The organism is Rhodoferax sp. OV413 (assembly GCF_900104385.1).
Taxonomy (GTDB): Bacteria; Pseudomonadota; Gammaproteobacteria; order Burkholderiales; family Burkholderiaceae_C; genus Rhodoferax_B.
Window position 1 is genome coordinate 592,989 of sequence record NZ_FNJA01000002.1, and the last position, 17,566, is coordinate 610,554.

The following is a 17,566-nucleotide window of genomic DNA, read 5'->3' on the forward strand; positions in this document are numbered from 1 at the left end:
AAGTGTTTTCATGAAAATATCTCTTCCGTTTTTGGCCCGCGCCGTCGCGTTGGCCGCCAGCATGCTGGCCGCTCCTTTGGTCGTGCTGGCGCAGGGTTCTGACAGCCTGGTGGTGTACAACGCGCAGCACGTTAGCCTGACCCAGGCCTGGGCCGATGGCTTCACCAAGGAAACCGGCATCAAGGTCACCATGCGCAATGGCGGCGACAGCGAGCTCGGCAACCAGCTGGTGCAAGAGGGCGCGGCCTCGCCGGCCGATGTGTTCCTGACCGAAAATTCGCCCGCCATGGCTTTGGTGGATGCGGCTGGCCTGTTTGCCCCGCTGGACGCAGCCACGCTGGCCCAGGTGCCGGCCAATTTCCGCCCATCGCATGGCCGCTGGATCGGTGTGGCGGCCCGTACCACCGTCTTCGTCTACAACAAGAGCAAGCTGACTGCGGAGCAGTTGCCCAAGTCCATGCTCGACCTGGCCAACCCCAGCTGGAAGGGCCGTTGGGCGGCGTCGCCCTCCGGTGCCGACTTCCAGGCTATCGTCAGCGCGCTGCTGGAGCTGAAGGGCGAAACCGTCACCGCCGGCTGGCTCAAGGCCATGAAGGAAAACGCCACGCCCTACAAGGGCAATAGCACGGTGATGAAGGCGGTCAACGCCGGCCAGATCGACGGCGGCGTGATTTACCACTACTACCATTTTGGCGACCAGGCCAAGACCGGCGAGAACAGCAAGAACACCGGCCTGCACTACTTCCGCAACGAAGATCCAGGCGCTTTCGTCAGCATCTCCGGCGGCGGCGTGCTGTCCACCAGCAAGCATGCAGCCCAGGCCCAGGCCTTCGTCAAGTGGGTGGCGGGCAAGGGCGGCCAAGAGATCCTGAAGACCGGCGACTCGTATGAATACGCCGTGGGCGTGGGCGCGCAGTCCAACCCCAAGCTGGTGCCGCTGGCCGAGCTGCAAGCGCCCAAAGTCGACCCTTCCAAGCTGAACAGCAAAAAGGTATCGGACCTGATGACACAGGCCGGCCTGCTGTAAACCTCCGGTGTCAGTCGTTCCTTCGGCCATCCCCCGCGCACCTGCCGCTGTAGGTGCGCCGCTGCATGGCTTGCGCCGCCGTGGCCCCAGGGGCTTCTCCTGGGTCGGGTCGGCGGCGGTGTTGGTGTCCTTGTTCGCGCTGCTGCCGCTGGGCTTTGTGGTCTGGGTGGCCTGGCAGACCGGCTGGGATGTGGCGGCGCCCCTGGTGTTCCGCCCACGGGTCGGCGAATTGCTGGTCAACACCGCTCTGCTGGTGGTCATCACGGTCCCCTTGTGTGCGGTGCTGGCCTTGGCCCTGGCCTGGCTGACTGAGCGCAGCGACCTGCCCGGCGCCCGCACCTGGTCCTGGCTGGCCGTGGCCCCGTTGGCGGTGCCGGCTTTTGTCCACAGCTATGCCTGGATGACGGTAGCGCCCAGCCTGCACGGCCTGCTGGGCGGCGTGCTGGTGTCGGTGATCGCGTATTTCCCGTTCATGTATCTGCCCTTGTCGGCCGCGCTGCGCCGGCTCGACCCGGGCATGGAAGATGCCGCCGCCTCGCTGGGCCTCGGCCCCTGGGGCGTGTTCTTCCGAGTGGTCTTGCCGCAGCTGCGGCTGGCTTTGTGCGGCGGTGCGCTGCTGGTCGGCCTGCACCTGCTGGCCGAATATGGCTTGTTCGTGATGATCCGGTTCGATACCTTCACCACGGCCATCGTCGACCAGTTCCAGTCCACCTACAACGGGCCGGCGGCCAATATGCTGGCCGGCGTGCTGGTGGTTTGCTGTTTTGTATTGCTGGGGCTGGAGTCGGGCGTGCGCGGCAGCGAGCGCTATGCGCGCGTCGGCACCGGCGCGGCCCGCATGCCGCTGCGCAGCGGTTTGGGCCGCTATACCGTGCTGGCCTGGCTACTGCCGTTTGCCACCACCTTGCTGGCCCTGGGCGTGCCGTTTTTCACGCTGGGCCGCTGGCTGATTGCCGGCGGCAGCGCCGTCTGGCAGCTTGACGCGATGGGCGCCGCCTTGGGCCAGACCCTGCTGCTGGCCTTGGTGGGCGGGCTGCTGACCACGCTGGTTTCGGTGCCCATGGCCTGGTTGTCGATCCGCGCGCCGGGCAAGCTGCAGCGCGTGCTGGAGGCGTGCAACTACATGGTCGGCTCTCTGCCTGGCGTGGTGGTGGCGCTGGCGCTGGTCACCATCACCGTGCGGGTCGCGCTGCCGCTGTACCAGACCGCAGCGACGATCTTGCTGGCCTATATGCTGATGTTCCTGCCGCGCGCGCTGGTCAGTCTGCGTGCCGGTATTGCCCAGGCGCCTATCGAGCTGGAATACGCGGCCCGCAGCCTGGGCCGTTCGCCCGCGCAGGCTTTGTGGTCGGTGACGATGCGGCTGGCCGCCCCCGGCGCGGCGGCCGGCATGGCCCTGGTGTCGCTGGGCATTACCAATGAATTGACGGCGACTTTGCTGCTGGCACCCACCGGCACGCAAACCCTGGCCACCGCCTTCTGGGCCTTCAGCAGCGAGATCGACTACGCGGCGGCTGCGCCCTACGCGCTGACCATGGTGCTGCTGTCCATGCCACTGACCTGGCTTTTATACGTGCAATCGAAACGGACCGCTGGACGATGAGTTTTCTTGAATTACACGCGGTGCGCAAAAGCTACGGCCCCATGCTGGCCTTGGCCGGGGTGGACCTGCATGTGCCCGCCGGCAGCCGCACTGCCATCGTTGGACCGTCTGGCTCGGGCAAGACCACGCTGCTGCGCATCATTGCCGGCTTCGAGGCGCCCGACGTCGGCCGCGTCACCCTGGGCGGCCAGGTGCTGGCCAATGGCCCGGATTCCATCCCCGCCCACCGGCGCGGCATTGGTTTTGTGCCGCAAGAGGGCGCATTGTTTCCCCATCTCAGCGTGGCCGACAACGTCGGCTTTGGCCTGGCCCGCAACGACCCGAAGCGCAGCCAGCGCATCCATGAGCTGATGCAGATGGTGGCGCTCGACCCCGCCATGCTGACGCGTCGCCCGCACGAGCTGTCGGGCGGCCAGCAGCAGCGCGTCGCCCTGGCCCGGGCCTTGGCGCAAAGCCCGCGCCTGATGCTGCTGGACGAGCCTTTTTCGGCACTCGACACCGGCCTGCGCGCCAGTACCCGCAAGGCCGTGGCCCAACTGCTGGGCGCGGCCGGCATCACTACCATTCTGGTCACCCACGACCAGGCCGAAGCCCTGTCGTTCGCCGACCAAGTAGCCGTGATGCGCGCCGGCCAGCTGGCCCAGGTTGGACCGCCGCACGCCTTGTACCTGCGCCCGACCGACCCGGCCACGGCCCAGTTCCTGGGTGAAACCATTGTGCTGCCAGCCCAGTTGGCCCAGGGCTGGGCGACCTGCGCGCTGGGCGTGGTGGCGGCTGACGACGCGCAACGCCGCGGTGCCGCACAGATCATGTTGCGCCCCGAGCAGTTGCAGCTGACCCAGGTGCCGGCTGAGGCGCTGGACCCGGACGCCGAAGCCTGCTACGGCGTGGTGGAAGACATCGACTTTGGCGGCGCGCTGTGCGGCCTGACGGTACGCCTGATGGGCGAGGCCCAGGCCGCCACGGCGCCGCTGCTGGTGCGTACCCCGGCCATCCACATCCCGCCGCTGGGTTCGACCGTGCAAATTACCGTGATGGGCCAAGCCCATGTTTTTGTGGAATCCGTCACGGTTTGAGGCCAGGTGCGGCGCAGCCGGTAAAAAACTTGTAAAAAAATTGTCAACCGTGGGGGAAGACGGTTCGTTGTAGGTGCACAAGGAGATTCCCATGAGCACCACGCAACGTACCACCGAATACAACTGGCCTTCCGACGACCGCGATCGTCGCCGTATGCCCGCCCGTTGATTCCCAACGGGGTATTTCCCGCCCGTCCGGCAACCCCGGCGCGGTGAGACTCCGGTATAACGGCAGCCCAGGCTGCCGTTTTGCATTTTTGGCATGAGATATGCCCTCTGCGCAGATAGAGACTGCGCAGGCAGCTATTATTGGAGTAGCAAAAATAAATGGCACCCGCAGGTGCCATTTTTTGTGCATGAAATCAGGCTTCTGAGCTTACTTTATAAGCGCAAGCAGCTGCTAATTCAATAGCAATCCACTCAAGCCTTGCCCGCCTTCACCTTCAGGCGCCAGGCGTGCAGCAGCGGCTCGGTGTAGCCGCTGGGTTGCTCCAGGCCCTTGAACACTAGATCGCAGGCTGCCTTGTAGGCCGCCGAGCTGGTGAAGTTCCCTGCCATGTTCGTATACAAGGAATCGCCCGCATTTTGCCCATCTACCACGGCGGCCATGCGCTCGAAGGTTTCGGTGATTTGCGCCTTGGTGACCACGCCGTGCAGCAACCAGTTGGCCATGTGCTGGCTGCTGATGCGCAGGGTGGCGCGGTCTTCCATCAGGCCGACGTTGTGGATGTCGGGCACCTTGGAGCAGCCGACGCCCTGGTCGACCCAGCGCACCACGTAACCCAAAATGCCCTGGGCGTTGTTGTCCAGCTCCTGCTGCTTTTCGGCGGCGCTCCAGTGCGGCGCGGCGCTGACGGGGATGGTCAGCAGGCCGTTCAGCAGGGTTTCGCGTTCGGCGTTGGCGTCGATCTTTTCCAGTTGAATTTGGATATCTGACACCTTGACCTGGTGGTAGTGCAGGGCGTGCAGGGTGGCGCCGGTGGGGCTGGGCACCCAGGCGGTGTTGGCGCCGGCCTTGGGGTGGGCAATCTTTTGCTCCAGCATCGCCGCCATCAGGTCCGGCATGGCCCACATGCCTTTGCCGATCTGGGCCTTGCCGCGCAGGCCGCAGCTGAGTCCGACCAGCACATTGTTCTTCTCGTAGGCCTGGATCCAGGCGCTGGTCTTCATGTCGCCCTTGCGCACCATGGGGCCGGCGTGCATGGCGGTGTGCATCTCATCCCCGGTGCGGTCCAGGAAGCCGGTGTTGATGAAGGCCACGCGCGCGCTGGCGGCGGCGATACAGGCTTTCAGATTCACGCTGGTGCGGCGCTCTTCGTCCATGATGCCCAGCTTGACGGTGTTTTCCGGCAGGCCCAGCACGGCTTCGACGCGGCCAAACAGCTCGCAGGCAAAAGCCACTTCGGCCGGGCCGTGCATCTTGGGTTTGACGATGTAGACCGAGCCGGTGCGCGAATTGCCCTTGCGTTTCAAATCGTGCATGGCGATGGTGACGGTGACCATCGCGTCCAGGATGCCTTCGGGGATTTCCTGGCCGTTACCGTACAGAACGGCCGGGTTGGTCATCAGATGGCCGACGTTGCGCACAAACATCAGCGAACGGCCGTGCAGAGTCACTTCGCCGCCAGCCGCGCCGGTGTATTGGCGGTCCGGGTTCAGGCGGCGGGTGAAGGTGCTGTTGCCCTTGTGCACTTCCTCGGTCAGCGTGCCCAGCTGGATGCCAAGCCAGTTGCTGTAGGCCAGCACCTTGTCTTCGGCGTCGACCACGGCGACAGAGTCTTCCAGATCCAGGATGGTGGACAGCGCGGCTTCCAGCACCACGTCGCTGATGCCCGCGGCGTCGGTCTTGCCGATGGTCGTGCTGCGGTCGATCTGGATGTCGATGTGCAGGCCGTTGTGCTGCAGCAGGATGGAGCTGGGGGCAGCCGCATCGCCCTGGTAGCCGATAAAGGCCTCGGGGTGCGCCAGGTGCGTGCTGCTGTTGTGCAGGGTGACGACCAACTGGCCATGCTTGACGCTATAGCCGGTGGCTTCCTTGTGCGAGCCATTGGCCAGCGGCGCGGCCTGGTCCAGCACATTGCGGGCGAAGGCGATGACCTTGGCGCCGCGCACCGGGTTGTAGCCCTTGCCTTTTTCGGCGCCACCGGCCTCCGAAACGGCATCCGTGCCGTACAGCGCGTCGTACAGGCTACCCCAGCGCGCGTTGGCGGCGTTCAGCGCATAGCGCGCGTTCAGCACCGGCACCACCAGCTGCGGGCCGGCTTGCAGGGCCAGTTCGGCGTCGACATTGCTGGTGGTGGCCGTCACGTTGGCGGGCATGGGCACCAGGTAGCCGATGGATTCCAGGAACGCACGGTAGGCCGGCATGTCGGCAATCGGGCCGGGGTGGGCTTTGTGCCAGGTGTCGAGTTCCAGCTGTAAGCGGTCGCGTTCGGCCAGCAGAGCGATGTTCTTCGGCGCCAGGTCGGCCACGATGGCATCAAAACCGGCCCAGAACTGGGCGCTGTCCACGCCCGTGCCGGGCAGCACTTTTTCTTCGATGAAGCGTTCGAGAACGGTGGCTACCTGCAGCTGGTGGCGTGTCGTGCGTGCGGTCATGGTGTGCGCCTTTGCGATGGGGAGGATGGGTAATTAAAGCAAACGATAGGCCTACTGTATTCGAACCTTTAAGACGCATTAACCGGATTAAATCGTATTTATATGTGACTTAAATGAATGCAATCAGACCTGGCCGCTCAGGCTGCGTGCGGCCTCCAGCACATGCACCACATAGCGCTCGTCGTAGCGGTGCGCGGGCATGGTCAGGGTGACGGCGGCGGCGATCGCGCCCGCGCTGTCAAACACCGGTGCCGAGATGCCGGCCACCTCGGCGAGCCGGTCGCCCACCGCGGTGTAGTAGCCCTGGGCCCGGATCTGCGCGTACAAGGCCCGGTCCTGGGCTGCTTGCTTGCTGTCGCTGCCGAAGGCGGTCAGCACGCGGCCGCCGGTGCCGTTCTCAAGCGGCAGCACGTCGCCAGCCTTGATGTGGTCGCGGATCGGGTGCGGCGAATCGACCCGGTAGCGGCACAACCGTACATCACCTTGGCGCACATGGTAGGCCGCGCTTTCGCCGGTGGCAGCCACCAGCTGGCGCAACACCGGCAGCACGACACGGTCGAGCGAAAACGCCGCCTGGTAGACGCTGTGCAGGCGCGCGACCTCGGCCCCTAGCGCGTAACGGCCGTCGTCCAGGCGCTGCACCAGTCGCGCGTGCTCCAGCGAGGCCAGCAGGCGCAGCACCGTACTTTTGTACAAGCGCGTGCGCTCGGCCAGCTCGGCCAGGCCCAGCGCCAGATCGCCGCTGCGGAAGGCCGACAACAGGGTTAGCGCGCGGTCTACTGCGGCAGCGCCGCCGGGAGCGGCATGGCTGTCGGCCAGGGATTCGGTTTGGGCTTTGCGTGGCATGGGTTGACAGCACAGTGGGAAACTGTGACTATTTCAATAGAAAGAATATTGTTCTATCTTACAGAATTTTATGAAAAACTCCATCCGTTCTATTTTGATCAGCGAAGTCGGCCCACGCGACGGCCTGCAGTCGGTCCAGGCCACCATGTCCACCGCCCACAAGCTGCGCTGGATAACCGCCTTGCATGCGGCAGGCCTGCGCGAGATCGAGGTCGGCTCCTTCGTGCCCGCTAAGCTGCTGCCGCAGATGGCCGATGTGGCCGATGTCGTGCGCCACGCACTGGCCTTGCCCGGCTGGACCGTGATGGCCCTGGTGCCGAATGCGCGCGGCGCCGAGGCCGCGCTGCAGGCCGGCGTGCACAAGCTGACGATTCCGGTGTCCGCCAGTGCCGCCCATTCGCTGGCCAATGTGCGCAAGACCCGCGAGGAAATGGTGGCCGAGGTGGAGCGCATCGTCGCCCTGCGCAATGCGACCGCGCCGCAGGTGCCGATTGAGGTCGGCATGTCCACCGCCTTCGGCTGCACCCTGCAAGCCCGGGTGGCCGACGAAGACGTGGTCTGGCTGGCCTCCGAGCTGGTGCGCGCGGGGGTAGACGAAGTGGGCCTGTCGGACACCACCGGCATGGCCAACCCCGCCCAGGTGCGGCGCCTGTTTAACCTGGTGCGCGCCGAGATCGGCGACAAGACCGGCGCTGCCCACATGCACAACACCCGCGGCCTGGGCCTGGCGAACTGCTTGGCAGCCTATGACGTGGGTGTGCGCACTTTCGATGCCTCGCTGGGCGGACTCGGCGGCTGCCCGTATGCGCCCGGTGCCTCGGGCAATGTGGTTACCGAAGACCTGGTGTTCATGTTCGAAGCCATGGGCATAGACACGGGCATCGACATCGAAAAACTCATGGCCGCCCGCGCACCGCTGCAAGCCGGCCTGCCGGGCGAGCCGATTTACGGCATGACGCCCGAAGCGGGCTTACCCAAAGGATTCAAGAATGTCTGAACCCAACACCCTCCCGTATGCGGGCATCCGCGTAGTCGAGTTCACCCACATGGTGATGGGCCCGTCCTGCGGCATGCTGCTGGCCGACCTGGGTGCCGAGGTCATCAAGGTCGAGCCCATAGGCCATGGCCGCGAGGGCGATGCCACGCGCAAGCTGGTGGGCTCTGGGGCGGGCTTCTTCCCCATGTTCAACCGCAACAAGAAAAGCCTGGCACTCGACCTGCAAACGCCGGCCGGCAAAGAGGCCGCGCTGCGGCTGATCGCCACCGCCGACATCGTCAGCGAGAACTTCAAGCCCGGCACCATGGCCAAGCTGGGTCTGGACTACGCCAGCCTGAAGACGCTGAACCCGCGCCTGATCTACATCAGCCACAAGGGCTTTTTGCCCGGCCCCTACGACCACCGCACCGCGCTCGACGAAGTGGTGCAGATGATGGGCGGCCTGGCCTACATGACGGGCCGGCCCGGCGACCCGCTGCGCGCGGGCACCAGCGTCAACGACATCATGGGCGGCATGTTCGGTGCTATCGGCGCCATGGCGGCGCTGGCCCAGCGCGAGAAGACCGGCCGGGGCCAGGAGGTGCAAAGCGCCTTGTTCGAGAACAACGTGTTCCTGGTGGCGCAGCACATGATGCAGTTCGCCGTCACCGGCAAGCCGGCCGCACCCATGCCGGCGCGCATCTCGGCCTGGGCGATTTACGACGTGTTCGCGGTCAAGGACGGCGAGCAGATCTTCCTGGCCGTGGTCAGCGACTCGGCCTGGGCCACTTTTTGCACCGCCTTCGGCTTTGCCGATCTGCAGGCCGATGCGCGCCTGGCCAGCAACAACGAACGGGTCCATGCGCGCGACTGGATGCTGCCGCTGCTGCGCGAGCGCCTGGCGGTTTTTAGTGCCGCCGAGATATCGGCCGTGTTCGAGAAGCACGCCTTGCCCTTCGCCCCCATCACCCGCCCGCACGACCTGCTGGACGACCCGCACCTGAACGCCACCGGCGGCCTGGCGCCCATCACCTTGCCCGATGGCCGCAGTACCAAGGCGGTGTTGCTGCCGCTGATGCTCGACGGCCAGCGCCCCGGCATCCGCCTGAACCCGCCGCGCCTGGGTGAGCACAGCGCCGAGCTGTTGCGCGAGCTAGGCTATGGCGACGCCGAAATTGCTGCGCTCAGTGCGCCTTGATGCTATGGATTAAATAGCTGCTGGCGCAGGTGTTATCTGCGCCAGAGCCTTATTTTTCATAAATTTCCGGCGTGCGGATAATCCGGCATGGCCCAATTCAAGCAGCTTGAGACCTTCGTCGCCGTCGTCACCCGCGGCAGCCTGACCGCGGCCGCCAAGGCCGAGGGCGTGGCGCCGGCCATCATCGGCCGGCGTCTTGATGCGCTGGAAGAGCGACTGGGCGTCAAGCTGTTGCTGCGCACCACCCGGCGCATCAGCCTGACGCACGAAGGCAGCGCGTTTCTGGAAGACTGCCAGCGCGTGCTGGCCGACCTGGCCCAGGCCGAGGCCAGCGTCTCGGCCGGCGGCGTCCAGGCCAGCGGCCATTTGCGCATCACCGCGCCGGCCGGCTTTGGCCGCCGCCACGTGGCGCCGCTGGTGCCCTGGTTCCGCGAGCAGCACCCCGAGGTGACGGTGTCGCTGAACCTCAGCGACCGTGTCGTGGACCTGGGGCGCGATGGCTTTGACTGCGCAGTGCGGGTCGGTGACCTGCCGGATTCCAGCCTGGTCAGCGTGCGCCTGGCCGACAACCGGCGTTTGTGCGTGGCCACGCCGGCGTTCCTGAAGCGCCACGGCACGCCACAGCACCCCAGCGAGCTGGGCAAGTTCGCCTGCCTGGCCTTGTCCAGCGAGTCTTCGCAAACCCGCGGCTGGGCGTTCCGGATTCCGGCAGCGTCGGGCGAAAAAGATGGCTTTGAAACCTTCTATACCAAGCCCGGCGGCCCGCTGGACTGCTCGGACGGCCAGGTGCTGCACGACTGGTGCCTGGCAGGCTACGGCATTGCCTGGCGCAGCACCTGGGAGGTGGAGGCCGAGATCGCCCGCGGCCAGCTGGTGTCGGTGCTGGACGCGTTCGCCGCACCGCCGAACGGCATTTACGCGGTGTTCGCCCAGCGCAAGCACCTGCCATTGCGGGTGCGGCTATGGATCGATTTTCTGAAGCAGCACTACGGTCGGGCAGATTTCTGGCGCGGTGGGGCCGCGTTGCATGCCGCCGGATAGCGGTCAGAACTTGGTGCGTAGCACCAGGCTCGCGTTGCGCGGTTCTCCGTAGAAGTTTTGGTAGCGGGTGGAACTGAGTCCGGCCCAGTAGCGCTGGTCAAAGACGTTCTTCAGGTTGAACTGCACGGAGGTTGTATCGCTGATGCGGTAAGCCAGCAGCAGGTCGGCCACCGCGTAGGCCTTCTGTTCTAGTCGAACCGAGCCGCTCTCCACATACTGCTGGCTTTGCGCGCGCAGTGAGCCGCCTACAGTCCATGCTTGCAGCGTGCCGGGCAGGCGGTGCGCGCTGCTCAGGCGCAGCAGGTGCCGGGGCGTGAAACTGCTGAATACATTGCCTTCGGCCGCGGTGTCGTTGAGGTATTTGGTCGTGTTGTAGGTGTAGCCCGCGGACAGTTGCCATCCTGGTGCCGGGCTGCCGGCGACCTCTGTTTCGAAGCCCTGGCTGCGGACTTTGCCTGAGGGTACATAGCAGCTGAAGGCGGTGCCGCAAGGCAGCGGCGCATTGGTATCGAGCAGCGGCCGGTTCTTCTGGTCGATCCGAAAGAGGGCCAGCGAGGCATTCAGCCGTTTGTTGAAAAACTCGCGCTTGATGCCCGCTTCAAAGTTGGCCCCGACGATGGGGTCGAGCACCTTTTGGTCCGCACCCTTGGCGTTTTGGGCTTCGAAGATGTCCGCGTAACTGGCGTAGAGCGAGGTGTTCGGATTGAGGTCGTACACCAGACCCGCATAAGGTGTCAGCGTGTTGTCGGTGCTGCTGCGGATGTCATAGCCCCAGGTGGCGGGTGCGACGCCAGCGGCCCGGTAGACGTTCTCGTAACGGCTCAAGCGCGCGCCGATGATCAGCTTTAGCGGGTCGGACAAGCTCAGGCGCGTAGTGGCGTAGCCCGCATGCTGCCGGCTGGTCTCAGAAAAACGCGAGCGGTGTGCCAGCCCGCCTTGGGGGCGTACAAAGCTGGCGGGGTCCCAGGCGTGGATATTCACTGTGCCGTTCGCGTCGTTGGCGAAGACGTAGTTGTCCATGTGCATCTCGCTGCGCTGGGTGGACGCGCCCAGCACCAGTTCGTGGTTGCGGCCCAGCAGGCGGAACGGCCCGGAGGCGTAGAGGTCGAGCCCATCGGCCTGCGTGTCGTAGACGAACGGGCCGGAAGAAAGGCCGAAGCCGACCAGGTCGTCCGCGGCCGACACCGGGCCGCTGCCGGCCGTGCCTTCTTTGTACATATCGGTCCGGTTGCTCCGGGCCGACAGCCTGAACTTCCAGGCGTTGGCGAAGCGCTGTTCGAGGTCGGCATAAATCGTGGTGCGGTCGCGGTCAGACAGGTTCCAGTTCGCGCCCAGGTAGGTGGAGCGCGGCATGCCGATGTCGCTACCGTCGGCGTAGAAGGGCAGCCCCCACCATTCCTGCGCGCCCTTGGCTTTTTGGGATGACAGGCCCAGGCTCACGGTCGTGTCGGGGGTGAGGTCGGCTTCCAGCACGCCGTACAGCACGGTCTTTTTCTCGTTGACCACGTTCTGGAATGAATGGCTGTCATCAAAGGCGGCCACCAGGCGCCCCCGCAGCCGGCCACCTTCCACCAGCGGCCCGGAGATGTCGACTTCGGTCCGGTAAGCATCCCACGAGCCCACGCTGACGCTGGCGCTGCCCTGGAACTCGCGCGTGGGCTTCTTGCGTACCAGGTTGATCGCGCCGCCCGGCTGGCCGTTGCCCTGCGTGAGCCCTGCGGCACCACGCAGGATTTCGACGCGGTCATAGAGCACCAGGTCGTCCTGCTGGCTGGTGATGCGTGCGCCGAAGTCGGTGGCCGGTGTGCCGTCGGGAATGCCGTCGTACTGCTGCGCCACGCCGAAGCCGCGCGCGGTATAGATGGCCGTGTCGGCCTGGCCTGTCTGCACGGTGATGCCGGTGGCGCCGCGCACCACCTGGTCGATGGTGGTCGCACCCTGGTCCTCCATCTGCTGCTGCGTGATGACCGAGACCGATTGCGGCGTTTCGCGCAGGGACAGGTCGAGCTTGGTCGCCGTCGTCACGGCGTCGGTGGTGTAGCTGCCGCTGCCTTCGGTGGTGGCGCTGCGCTCGGCTTGGGCGGTCACCGTTACGGTCGGCAGGGTGGTGGTGGATGCAGGGGTGGTGGCTGCAACGGCTTTGCGCAGCGTCCAGTGGCCGCCTGCTGTTTTGACCAGATCCAGCCCGCTGCCCGTCAAAGCCGCCTGTGCGGCCTGCTCGGTGGTGTAGCTGCCGCGCACCACGGGCGCATTCAGCCCGCGCACTAGCTCGGCATCGATGCTGATCTGCTGGCCGCTGGTGCCTGCAATGCGCGCCAAGCTGCTGCCCAGCGGCTGGGCGGGCAGGTCGTAGCTGTGGACGGACTGCGCATGGGCACTGAACATGCAGACGGTGGCCACGGCGGCGGCCAGCGCGCGCAATGGCACGGGGTGAAATACAGGCATGGGACTCCTCGGAAGAGCGGTTACTGGGGTGTGAAGGGCTTCCGAGGCTTGTCGATGGAGTCCAAAAAAGTGTTCATCTTTTTTGTGTTGTACCGAGATATTTTCTTGATTTACTATCGAATGTATAGCTGCTTACGTTGGTGAAATAAGCGCTAGAGGCCTATTTGGCTATGATTTTTTGCCCGATGCGGCTTCAACCACCACCAGCCAGCCCCGCTGGTAGGTGCGCACGCTGATGGGCAGCGTCTCGGCCAGCGCGGCGAGTGCGCGGTCGGTGTCGTCGAGTGCATAGCTGCCGTAGACCCGCAATGCCGTCGCCTCGGGGGCCACGCGCAGAATGCCGGGGCGGTAGGCCCGCAGTGCCTGTACCACCTCGCCCAATGGTTGGTCGTGCACTTCGAGCATGCCGTGCTGCCAGGCGCTGGCGGCATCCGGGGCATCGAGCACGGCGGTGATGCCGCCTACCCCGAAGCGGGCACTGCAGCCTTCGACCAGTTCCCGCCGCTGGCCATCCGCTGCGGTGATCTCCACGCTGTGCTCCAGCATGCCGACATAGCTGTGCTGCGCCTCTTTGCGCACCACGAAGCGGGTACCAAGTGCACGCACCTGGCCGTGGGCGGTGGCCACTACAAAGGGCGCATGTACGGCTTGCGTGGGGGTGGCCTGTGCGATCAGCGCGCCCTGGCGCAGGGTGACACGCCGGTGGCCGGGGCGGAAGTCGATGTCGGCGGCCGAACGGGCGTCGAGCGTGATCTGGCTACCGTCGGGCAGGGTGAAGTTGCTCCGTTGGCCGGTGCCGGTGCGCAGGTCGGCGTGGATCTGCGCCAGCGGGGTGTAGCGCTCGGCCACCAAGGCCACTGCGGTGGCCACGCCGCCCACGGCGAGGGCGCCCCGCAGCAGGCGGCGGCGCTGCCGGATGCGGCTTTCGGCATGGGCCAGGGTGTCGCCCAGCAGGCTGCCGATGCCCACTGTATTTGCTGCCTTGCGCGCGGGCGTGAGCAACATGCCCAAGGGCGCGGCCAGCCGTTCCCAGGCGTCGCGGTGCTGGGGGCTGGCCTGCAGCCAGGCGTCAAAACCGTGCTGTTCGGCGCGGCTCATGTTCCCTGAATGCAGTGTGACCAACCAGCCGACGGCGGCCTCGGTCGCGGCATCGAGGGTCTGGGGCGGATGCGCGCTCATCGCTTGAGCGTGCGGCTAGGTTCGGCAATGCCCGCCTGCTGGCGCGCCAGGGCCAGCGCGATGCGGCGAAAGGCATCGGCCATATGGCGGCGCACGGTGCTGTGCGAGATGCCGAGTTGCGCGGCAATCGCGTGGTAGCCCAGGCCGTCCATCTGGCTCAACAGAAACGCCTGGTGCGCCTTGAGCGGCAGTCCGTCCAGCGCGTGGGCAATGTAGTCCAGGGTCTCTAGCAGCACGGCGCGGTCTTCGGGCGAAGCGGCGGTGTCGTCGGGACGCAGGGCTAGTGCGTCCAGGTAGGCCTGCTCCAGCTCGCGCCTGCGCCACAGTGTGAACAGCAGGCGTTTGGCGATGGTGGTGAGAAAGGCGCGCGGCTCATGTACCGCGTCCAGCTGGCGGTAGGTCACCACGCGCAGAAAGGTCTCGGACGCCAGATCCTGTGCATCCGCCGTGTTGTGCAGCCGTGCCTGCAGCCGGGTCAACAGCCAACCATGGTGCTCGGCGAACATCTGCCGGGCGTGGTGCAGCAGGGCGAGGGGCGGCGGCGAGGGCATCATGCGGCCTATTTTAAGTTCTTAAATGGGAATCGTTTTCATTTGAGATGGCGTGTAACGGCCGGAAGCTGCGTAGCGCAGCCATAAAAAAACCCGGCGAGGCCGGGTTGTGTGTAGTGCGGTAGAAGATTAGCCCTTTAGGCAATCGCTCATGAACTTCTTGCGTTCGTCGCCCTTGAGTGCCTTGGTCTTGGCGTCGGCGTTGCAGGTGGTCATCTTGGTTTGCTGGGCGGTCTTGCCGTCGGCGGCTGCCGGGGCTTCGGTCTTGGCGCTCAGGCATTCGCTCATGAACTTCTTGCGGTCATCACCCTTGAGTGCCTTGGTCTTGGCGTCGGCATTGCAGGTGGTCATCTTCATTTGCTGGGGCGTTTTTTCCTTGTCGGCCGCGTGGACCGTGCCCAGGGAAAAGGCCAGGCCCAGGGCGGCGATGAGGGGGAATAGTTTTTTCATGCGAGCTCCAGTAGAAAGGAGGGGGTGGAAGTAATCCGGTGCAAAACGCCATCAGGCCATCGGATTGCAACCTATAACGGCGCATCCTGCAAGTCGGATGACCGGCCCCGTAAAATCGCCGAATGCTCTCAGTCAAACACGAATTGCTCGCGGCGCTGGCCGTCGGGCTGGAAAAAATTGCCCCCGGCGCTGGCACCAAAGCCGCGTTCGAGTCCCCCAAGGTCGCGGCCCATGGCGATTTCGCCTGCACCGCTGCCATGCAGCTGGCCAAGCCGCTCAAGCTGAACCCACGCCAGCTGGGTGAAAACCTGCGCGCGGCGCTGCTGGAGCAGCCGGCGTTCGAGAAATGGGTAGAGGCTATCGACATTGCCGGGCCCGGCTTTATCAACATCCGGCTGTTGCCCGCGGCCAAGCAGGAAATCGTGCGCGAAGTGCTGTCTGCCGGCGCCAGTTTTGGCGTGCAGCCCAGCAACGGCCAGCACATCCTGGTGGAATTCGTCTCGGCCAACCCCACCGGCCCGCTGCACGTAGGCCATGGCCGCCAGGCGGCGCTGGGCGATGCCATCTGCAACCTGTATGCGACCCAGGGCTGGGACGTGTACCGCGAGTTCTATTACAACGACGCTGGCGTGCAGATCGCCACCCTGGCCAATAGCACGCAGATGCGCGCCAAGGGCTTCAAGCCCGGCGACGCCGAGTGGCCTGAAGCGGCCTACAACGGCGACTACATCGGCGACATCGCGGCCGACTTTCTGATCAAGAAGACGGTCAAGGCCGACGACCGTGAAGTCACCGCCTCGGGCAATGTGGATGACCTGGATTCCATCCGCGAATTCGCCGTGGCCTACCTGCGCCGCGAGCAGGACCTGGACTTGCAAGCCTTCCAGGTCAAGTTCGACAACTTCTACCTGGAATCCAGCCTGTACACCAGCGGCCGGGTCGATGCCACGGTCAAGCTGCTGCAGGATGCCGGCAAGACCTACGAGCAAGACGGCGCACTGTGGCTGCAGTCCACCGACTACGGTGACGACAAGAACCGCGTGATGCGCAAGACCGATGGCGGCTACACCTACTTTGTGCCGGATGTGGCCTACCACATCGCCAAATGGGAGCGCGGCTTCACCAAGGTGGTGAATATCCAGGGCACAGACCACCACGGCACCATTGCCCGCGTGCGCGCCGGCCTGCAGGCGGCCAATGTCGGTATCCCGCAGGGCTACCCCGACTACGTGCTGCACACCATGGTGCGGGTGGTGCGCGGTGGCGAAGAGGTGAAAATTTCCAAGCGCGCCGGCAGCTATGTGACGCTGCGCGACGTGATCGACTGGACCAGCAAGGACGCTGTGCGCTTCTTCCTGCTGAGCCGCAAGCCGGATACCGAATACACCTTCGACATCGACCTGGCACGTTCGCAGAATAACGATAACCCGGTGTACTACGTGCAATACGCCCATGCGCGGATTTGCAAAATGTTACGTGACTGGGGCGGCGACGTCGCGGCGCTGCAGAGCGTGGACCTGTCCAGCCTGCTGGTGCCGCAGGCCCAGACCCTGATGCTGCAACTGGCCAAGTACCCGGAGATGCTGAGCAGCGCCACCGAGACCTTTGCACCGCACGACGTGACCTTTTATTTGCGCGAGCTGGCGGCTAATCTGCACAGCTACTACGACGCCGAGCGGGTGCTGGTAGACGACGAGCCGCTCAAGCTGGCCCGCCTGGCGCTGGTCGCGGCCTGCGCCCAGGTATTGCACAATGGCCTGGCAGTACTGGGCGTGAGTGCGCCGGAAAAAATGTAATTGACAGCAAGCATGAAAAAACAAAAGCAAAGCGGCGGCACCATCATCGGCTTCATCGTCGGTGTGGTGGTCGGTCTGGGTTCGGCTCTGGCGGTGGCGGTCTACGTCACCAAGGTGCCGGTGCCGTTCATGAACGGCAAGACCCAGAACAGCAGTGCCGACCACGATGCGGCCGAAAACCAGAAGAACAAGGACTGGGACCCGAACACGCCCTTGCATGGCAAGAACCCGGTGCGCCCGGTGGCGCCCGTCGTGGCCTCGCCCGAAGTCGCCCCCGAGCCGCCAGCTACCGCCACGCCCGTGCTGGTGCCGTCGGCACCGGTCGTGGCGGCGTCCAAGCCGGCCAAGGCCGATGCCAAGCCGACTGCTGCCGCATCCGCCAGCGCCGACCCGCTGGGCGATCTGGCCAAGGCCAAAGCGAAGGCGGCGACTACGGCCACCGCGGCAGCTGCTCCGGCCGCCCCGGCGCTGGGCCCGACGGCCGAGCCTTTTGAGTATTTTGTGCAGGCCGGCGCCTTCCGCACCCCGGAAGACGCCGAAGCCCAGCGCGCCAAGCTGGCCATGATGGGCATGGAAGCCAAGGTCAGCGAACGCGAGCAGTCCGGCCGCACCGTGTTCCGGGTCCGCATGGGCCCGTATGCCAAGCGCGACGACGCCGAGCGTGCCAAAGACAAATTGGAAAACGCCGGTGGCGAAACCACGCTGGTGCGCGTGCAGCGCTGAACGCCTCAGAACCCCGCACCGGGCGCGCTGAACTTTTCGGCTGCCGACCGGTCCGAC

14 protein-coding genes are annotated in these 17,566 nt (G+C 65.4%); 8 read left to right on the plus strand and 6 right to left on the minus strand.

Annotated features, from left to right (window positions below):
- Positions 1-10: 10 nt before the first annotated feature.
- From BLT66_RS10245 to BLT66_RS10255, 3 genes are read left to right on the plus strand one after another with little or no spacing between them, the layout of a single operon-like run.
- A complete protein-coding gene (locus tag BLT66_RS10245) occupies positions 11-1,027 on the plus strand; it encodes an iron ABC transporter substrate-binding protein (protein ID WP_092757574.1) in 1,017 nt (338 codons plus the stop codon).
- A gap of 7 nt (positions 1,028-1,034) precedes the next feature.
- Positions 1,035-2,630 (plus strand): ABC transporter permease, encoded by a 1,596-nt coding sequence (locus BLT66_RS10250; RefSeq protein ID WP_092757575.1) that lies wholly within the window; start codon positions 1,035-1,037, stop codon positions 2,628-2,630.
- Positions 2,627-3,706, plus strand: coding sequence for an ABC transporter ATP-binding protein (locus BLT66_RS10255; RefSeq protein ID WP_092757576.1), 1,080 nt, complete (start codon positions 2,627-2,629; stop codon positions 3,704-3,706). Before BLT66_RS10250 ends, BLT66_RS10255 begins: the two co-directional genes overlap by 4 nt.
- Before the next feature lie 420 nt (positions 3,707-4,126).
- Here the strand turns inward: BLT66_RS10255 and BLT66_RS10260 are convergent, their stop codons facing one another.
- A complete protein-coding gene (locus tag BLT66_RS10260) occupies positions 4,127-6,304 on the minus strand; it encodes a malate synthase G (protein ID WP_092757577.1) in 2,178 nt (725 codons plus the stop codon).
- 123 nt (positions 6,305-6,427) lie between these two features.
- Positions 6,428-7,150, minus strand: coding sequence for an IclR family transcriptional regulator (locus tag BLT66_RS10265; RefSeq protein ID WP_092757578.1), 723 nt, complete (start codon positions 7,148-7,150; stop codon positions 6,428-6,430).
- 70 nt (positions 7,151-7,220) lie between these two features.
- Here BLT66_RS10265 and BLT66_RS10270 point away from each other — a divergent pair, with 70 nt between their 5' ends.
- The 3 genes from BLT66_RS10270 to BLT66_RS10280 all read left to right on the plus strand — a co-directional run bounded on the left by BLT66_RS10270 (position 7,221) and on the right by BLT66_RS10280 (position 10,365).
- Positions 7,221-8,147, plus strand: a complete 927-nt coding sequence (locus BLT66_RS10270; RefSeq protein WP_092757579.1) for a hydroxymethylglutaryl-CoA lyase — start codon at positions 7,221-7,223, stop codon at positions 8,145-8,147.
- Complete coding sequence (locus tag BLT66_RS10275; RefSeq protein ID WP_092757580.1) at positions 8,140-9,324, plus strand: CaiB/BaiF CoA transferase family protein; 1,185 nt, start codon at positions 8,140-8,142, stop codon at positions 9,322-9,324. Before BLT66_RS10270 ends, BLT66_RS10275 begins: the two co-directional genes overlap by 8 nt.
- 87 nt (positions 9,325-9,411) lie before the next feature.
- On the plus strand, positions 9,412-10,365 hold the full coding sequence (locus BLT66_RS10280) for a LysR family transcriptional regulator (RefSeq protein WP_092757581.1): 954 nt from the start codon (positions 9,412-9,414) through the stop codon (positions 10,363-10,365).
- 3 nt (positions 10,366-10,368) lie between these two features.
- On the opposite strand, the gene BLT66_RS10285 is transcribed toward BLT66_RS10280, so the two are convergent.
- The 4 genes from BLT66_RS10285 to BLT66_RS10300 form a co-directional block, all read right to left on the minus strand.
- Positions 10,369-12,810, minus strand: coding sequence for a TonB-dependent siderophore receptor (locus BLT66_RS10285; RefSeq protein WP_092757582.1), 2,442 nt, complete (start codon positions 12,808-12,810; stop codon positions 10,369-10,371).
- Between the two features lie 168 nt (positions 12,811-12,978).
- A complete protein-coding gene (locus BLT66_RS10290; RefSeq protein WP_092757583.1) occupies positions 12,979-13,989 on the minus strand; it encodes a FecR domain-containing protein in 1,011 nt (336 codons plus the stop codon).
- Complete coding sequence (locus BLT66_RS10295) at positions 13,986-14,540, minus strand: sigma-70 family RNA polymerase sigma factor (RefSeq protein ID WP_092757873.1); 555 nt, start codon at positions 14,538-14,540, stop codon at positions 13,986-13,988. The genes BLT66_RS10290 and BLT66_RS10295 overlap by 4 nt, the downstream gene beginning before the upstream one ends.
- A gap of 129 nt (positions 14,541-14,669) precedes the next feature.
- The gene (locus BLT66_RS10300; RefSeq protein ID WP_092757584.1) at positions 14,670-14,990 is read right to left on the minus strand and encodes a PsiF family protein; all 321 of its coding nucleotides are present in this window, start codon (positions 14,988-14,990) and stop codon (positions 14,670-14,672) included.
- Between the two features lie 122 nt (positions 14,991-15,112).
- On the opposite strand from BLT66_RS10300, the gene argS reads away from it, so the two are divergent.
- Together argS and BLT66_RS10310 are read left to right on the plus strand one after the other, a co-directional pair.
- On the plus strand, positions 15,113-16,786 hold the full coding sequence (gene argS, locus BLT66_RS10305) for an arginine--tRNA ligase (protein ID WP_092757585.1): 1,674 nt from the start codon (positions 15,113-15,115) through the stop codon (positions 16,784-16,786).
- A 12-nt stretch (positions 16,787-16,798) separates the two neighbouring features.
- Positions 16,799-17,509, plus strand: coding sequence for an SPOR domain-containing protein (locus BLT66_RS10310; protein WP_092757586.1), 711 nt, complete (start codon positions 16,799-16,801; stop codon positions 17,507-17,509).
- Positions 17,510-17,566 lie beyond the last annotated feature (57 nt).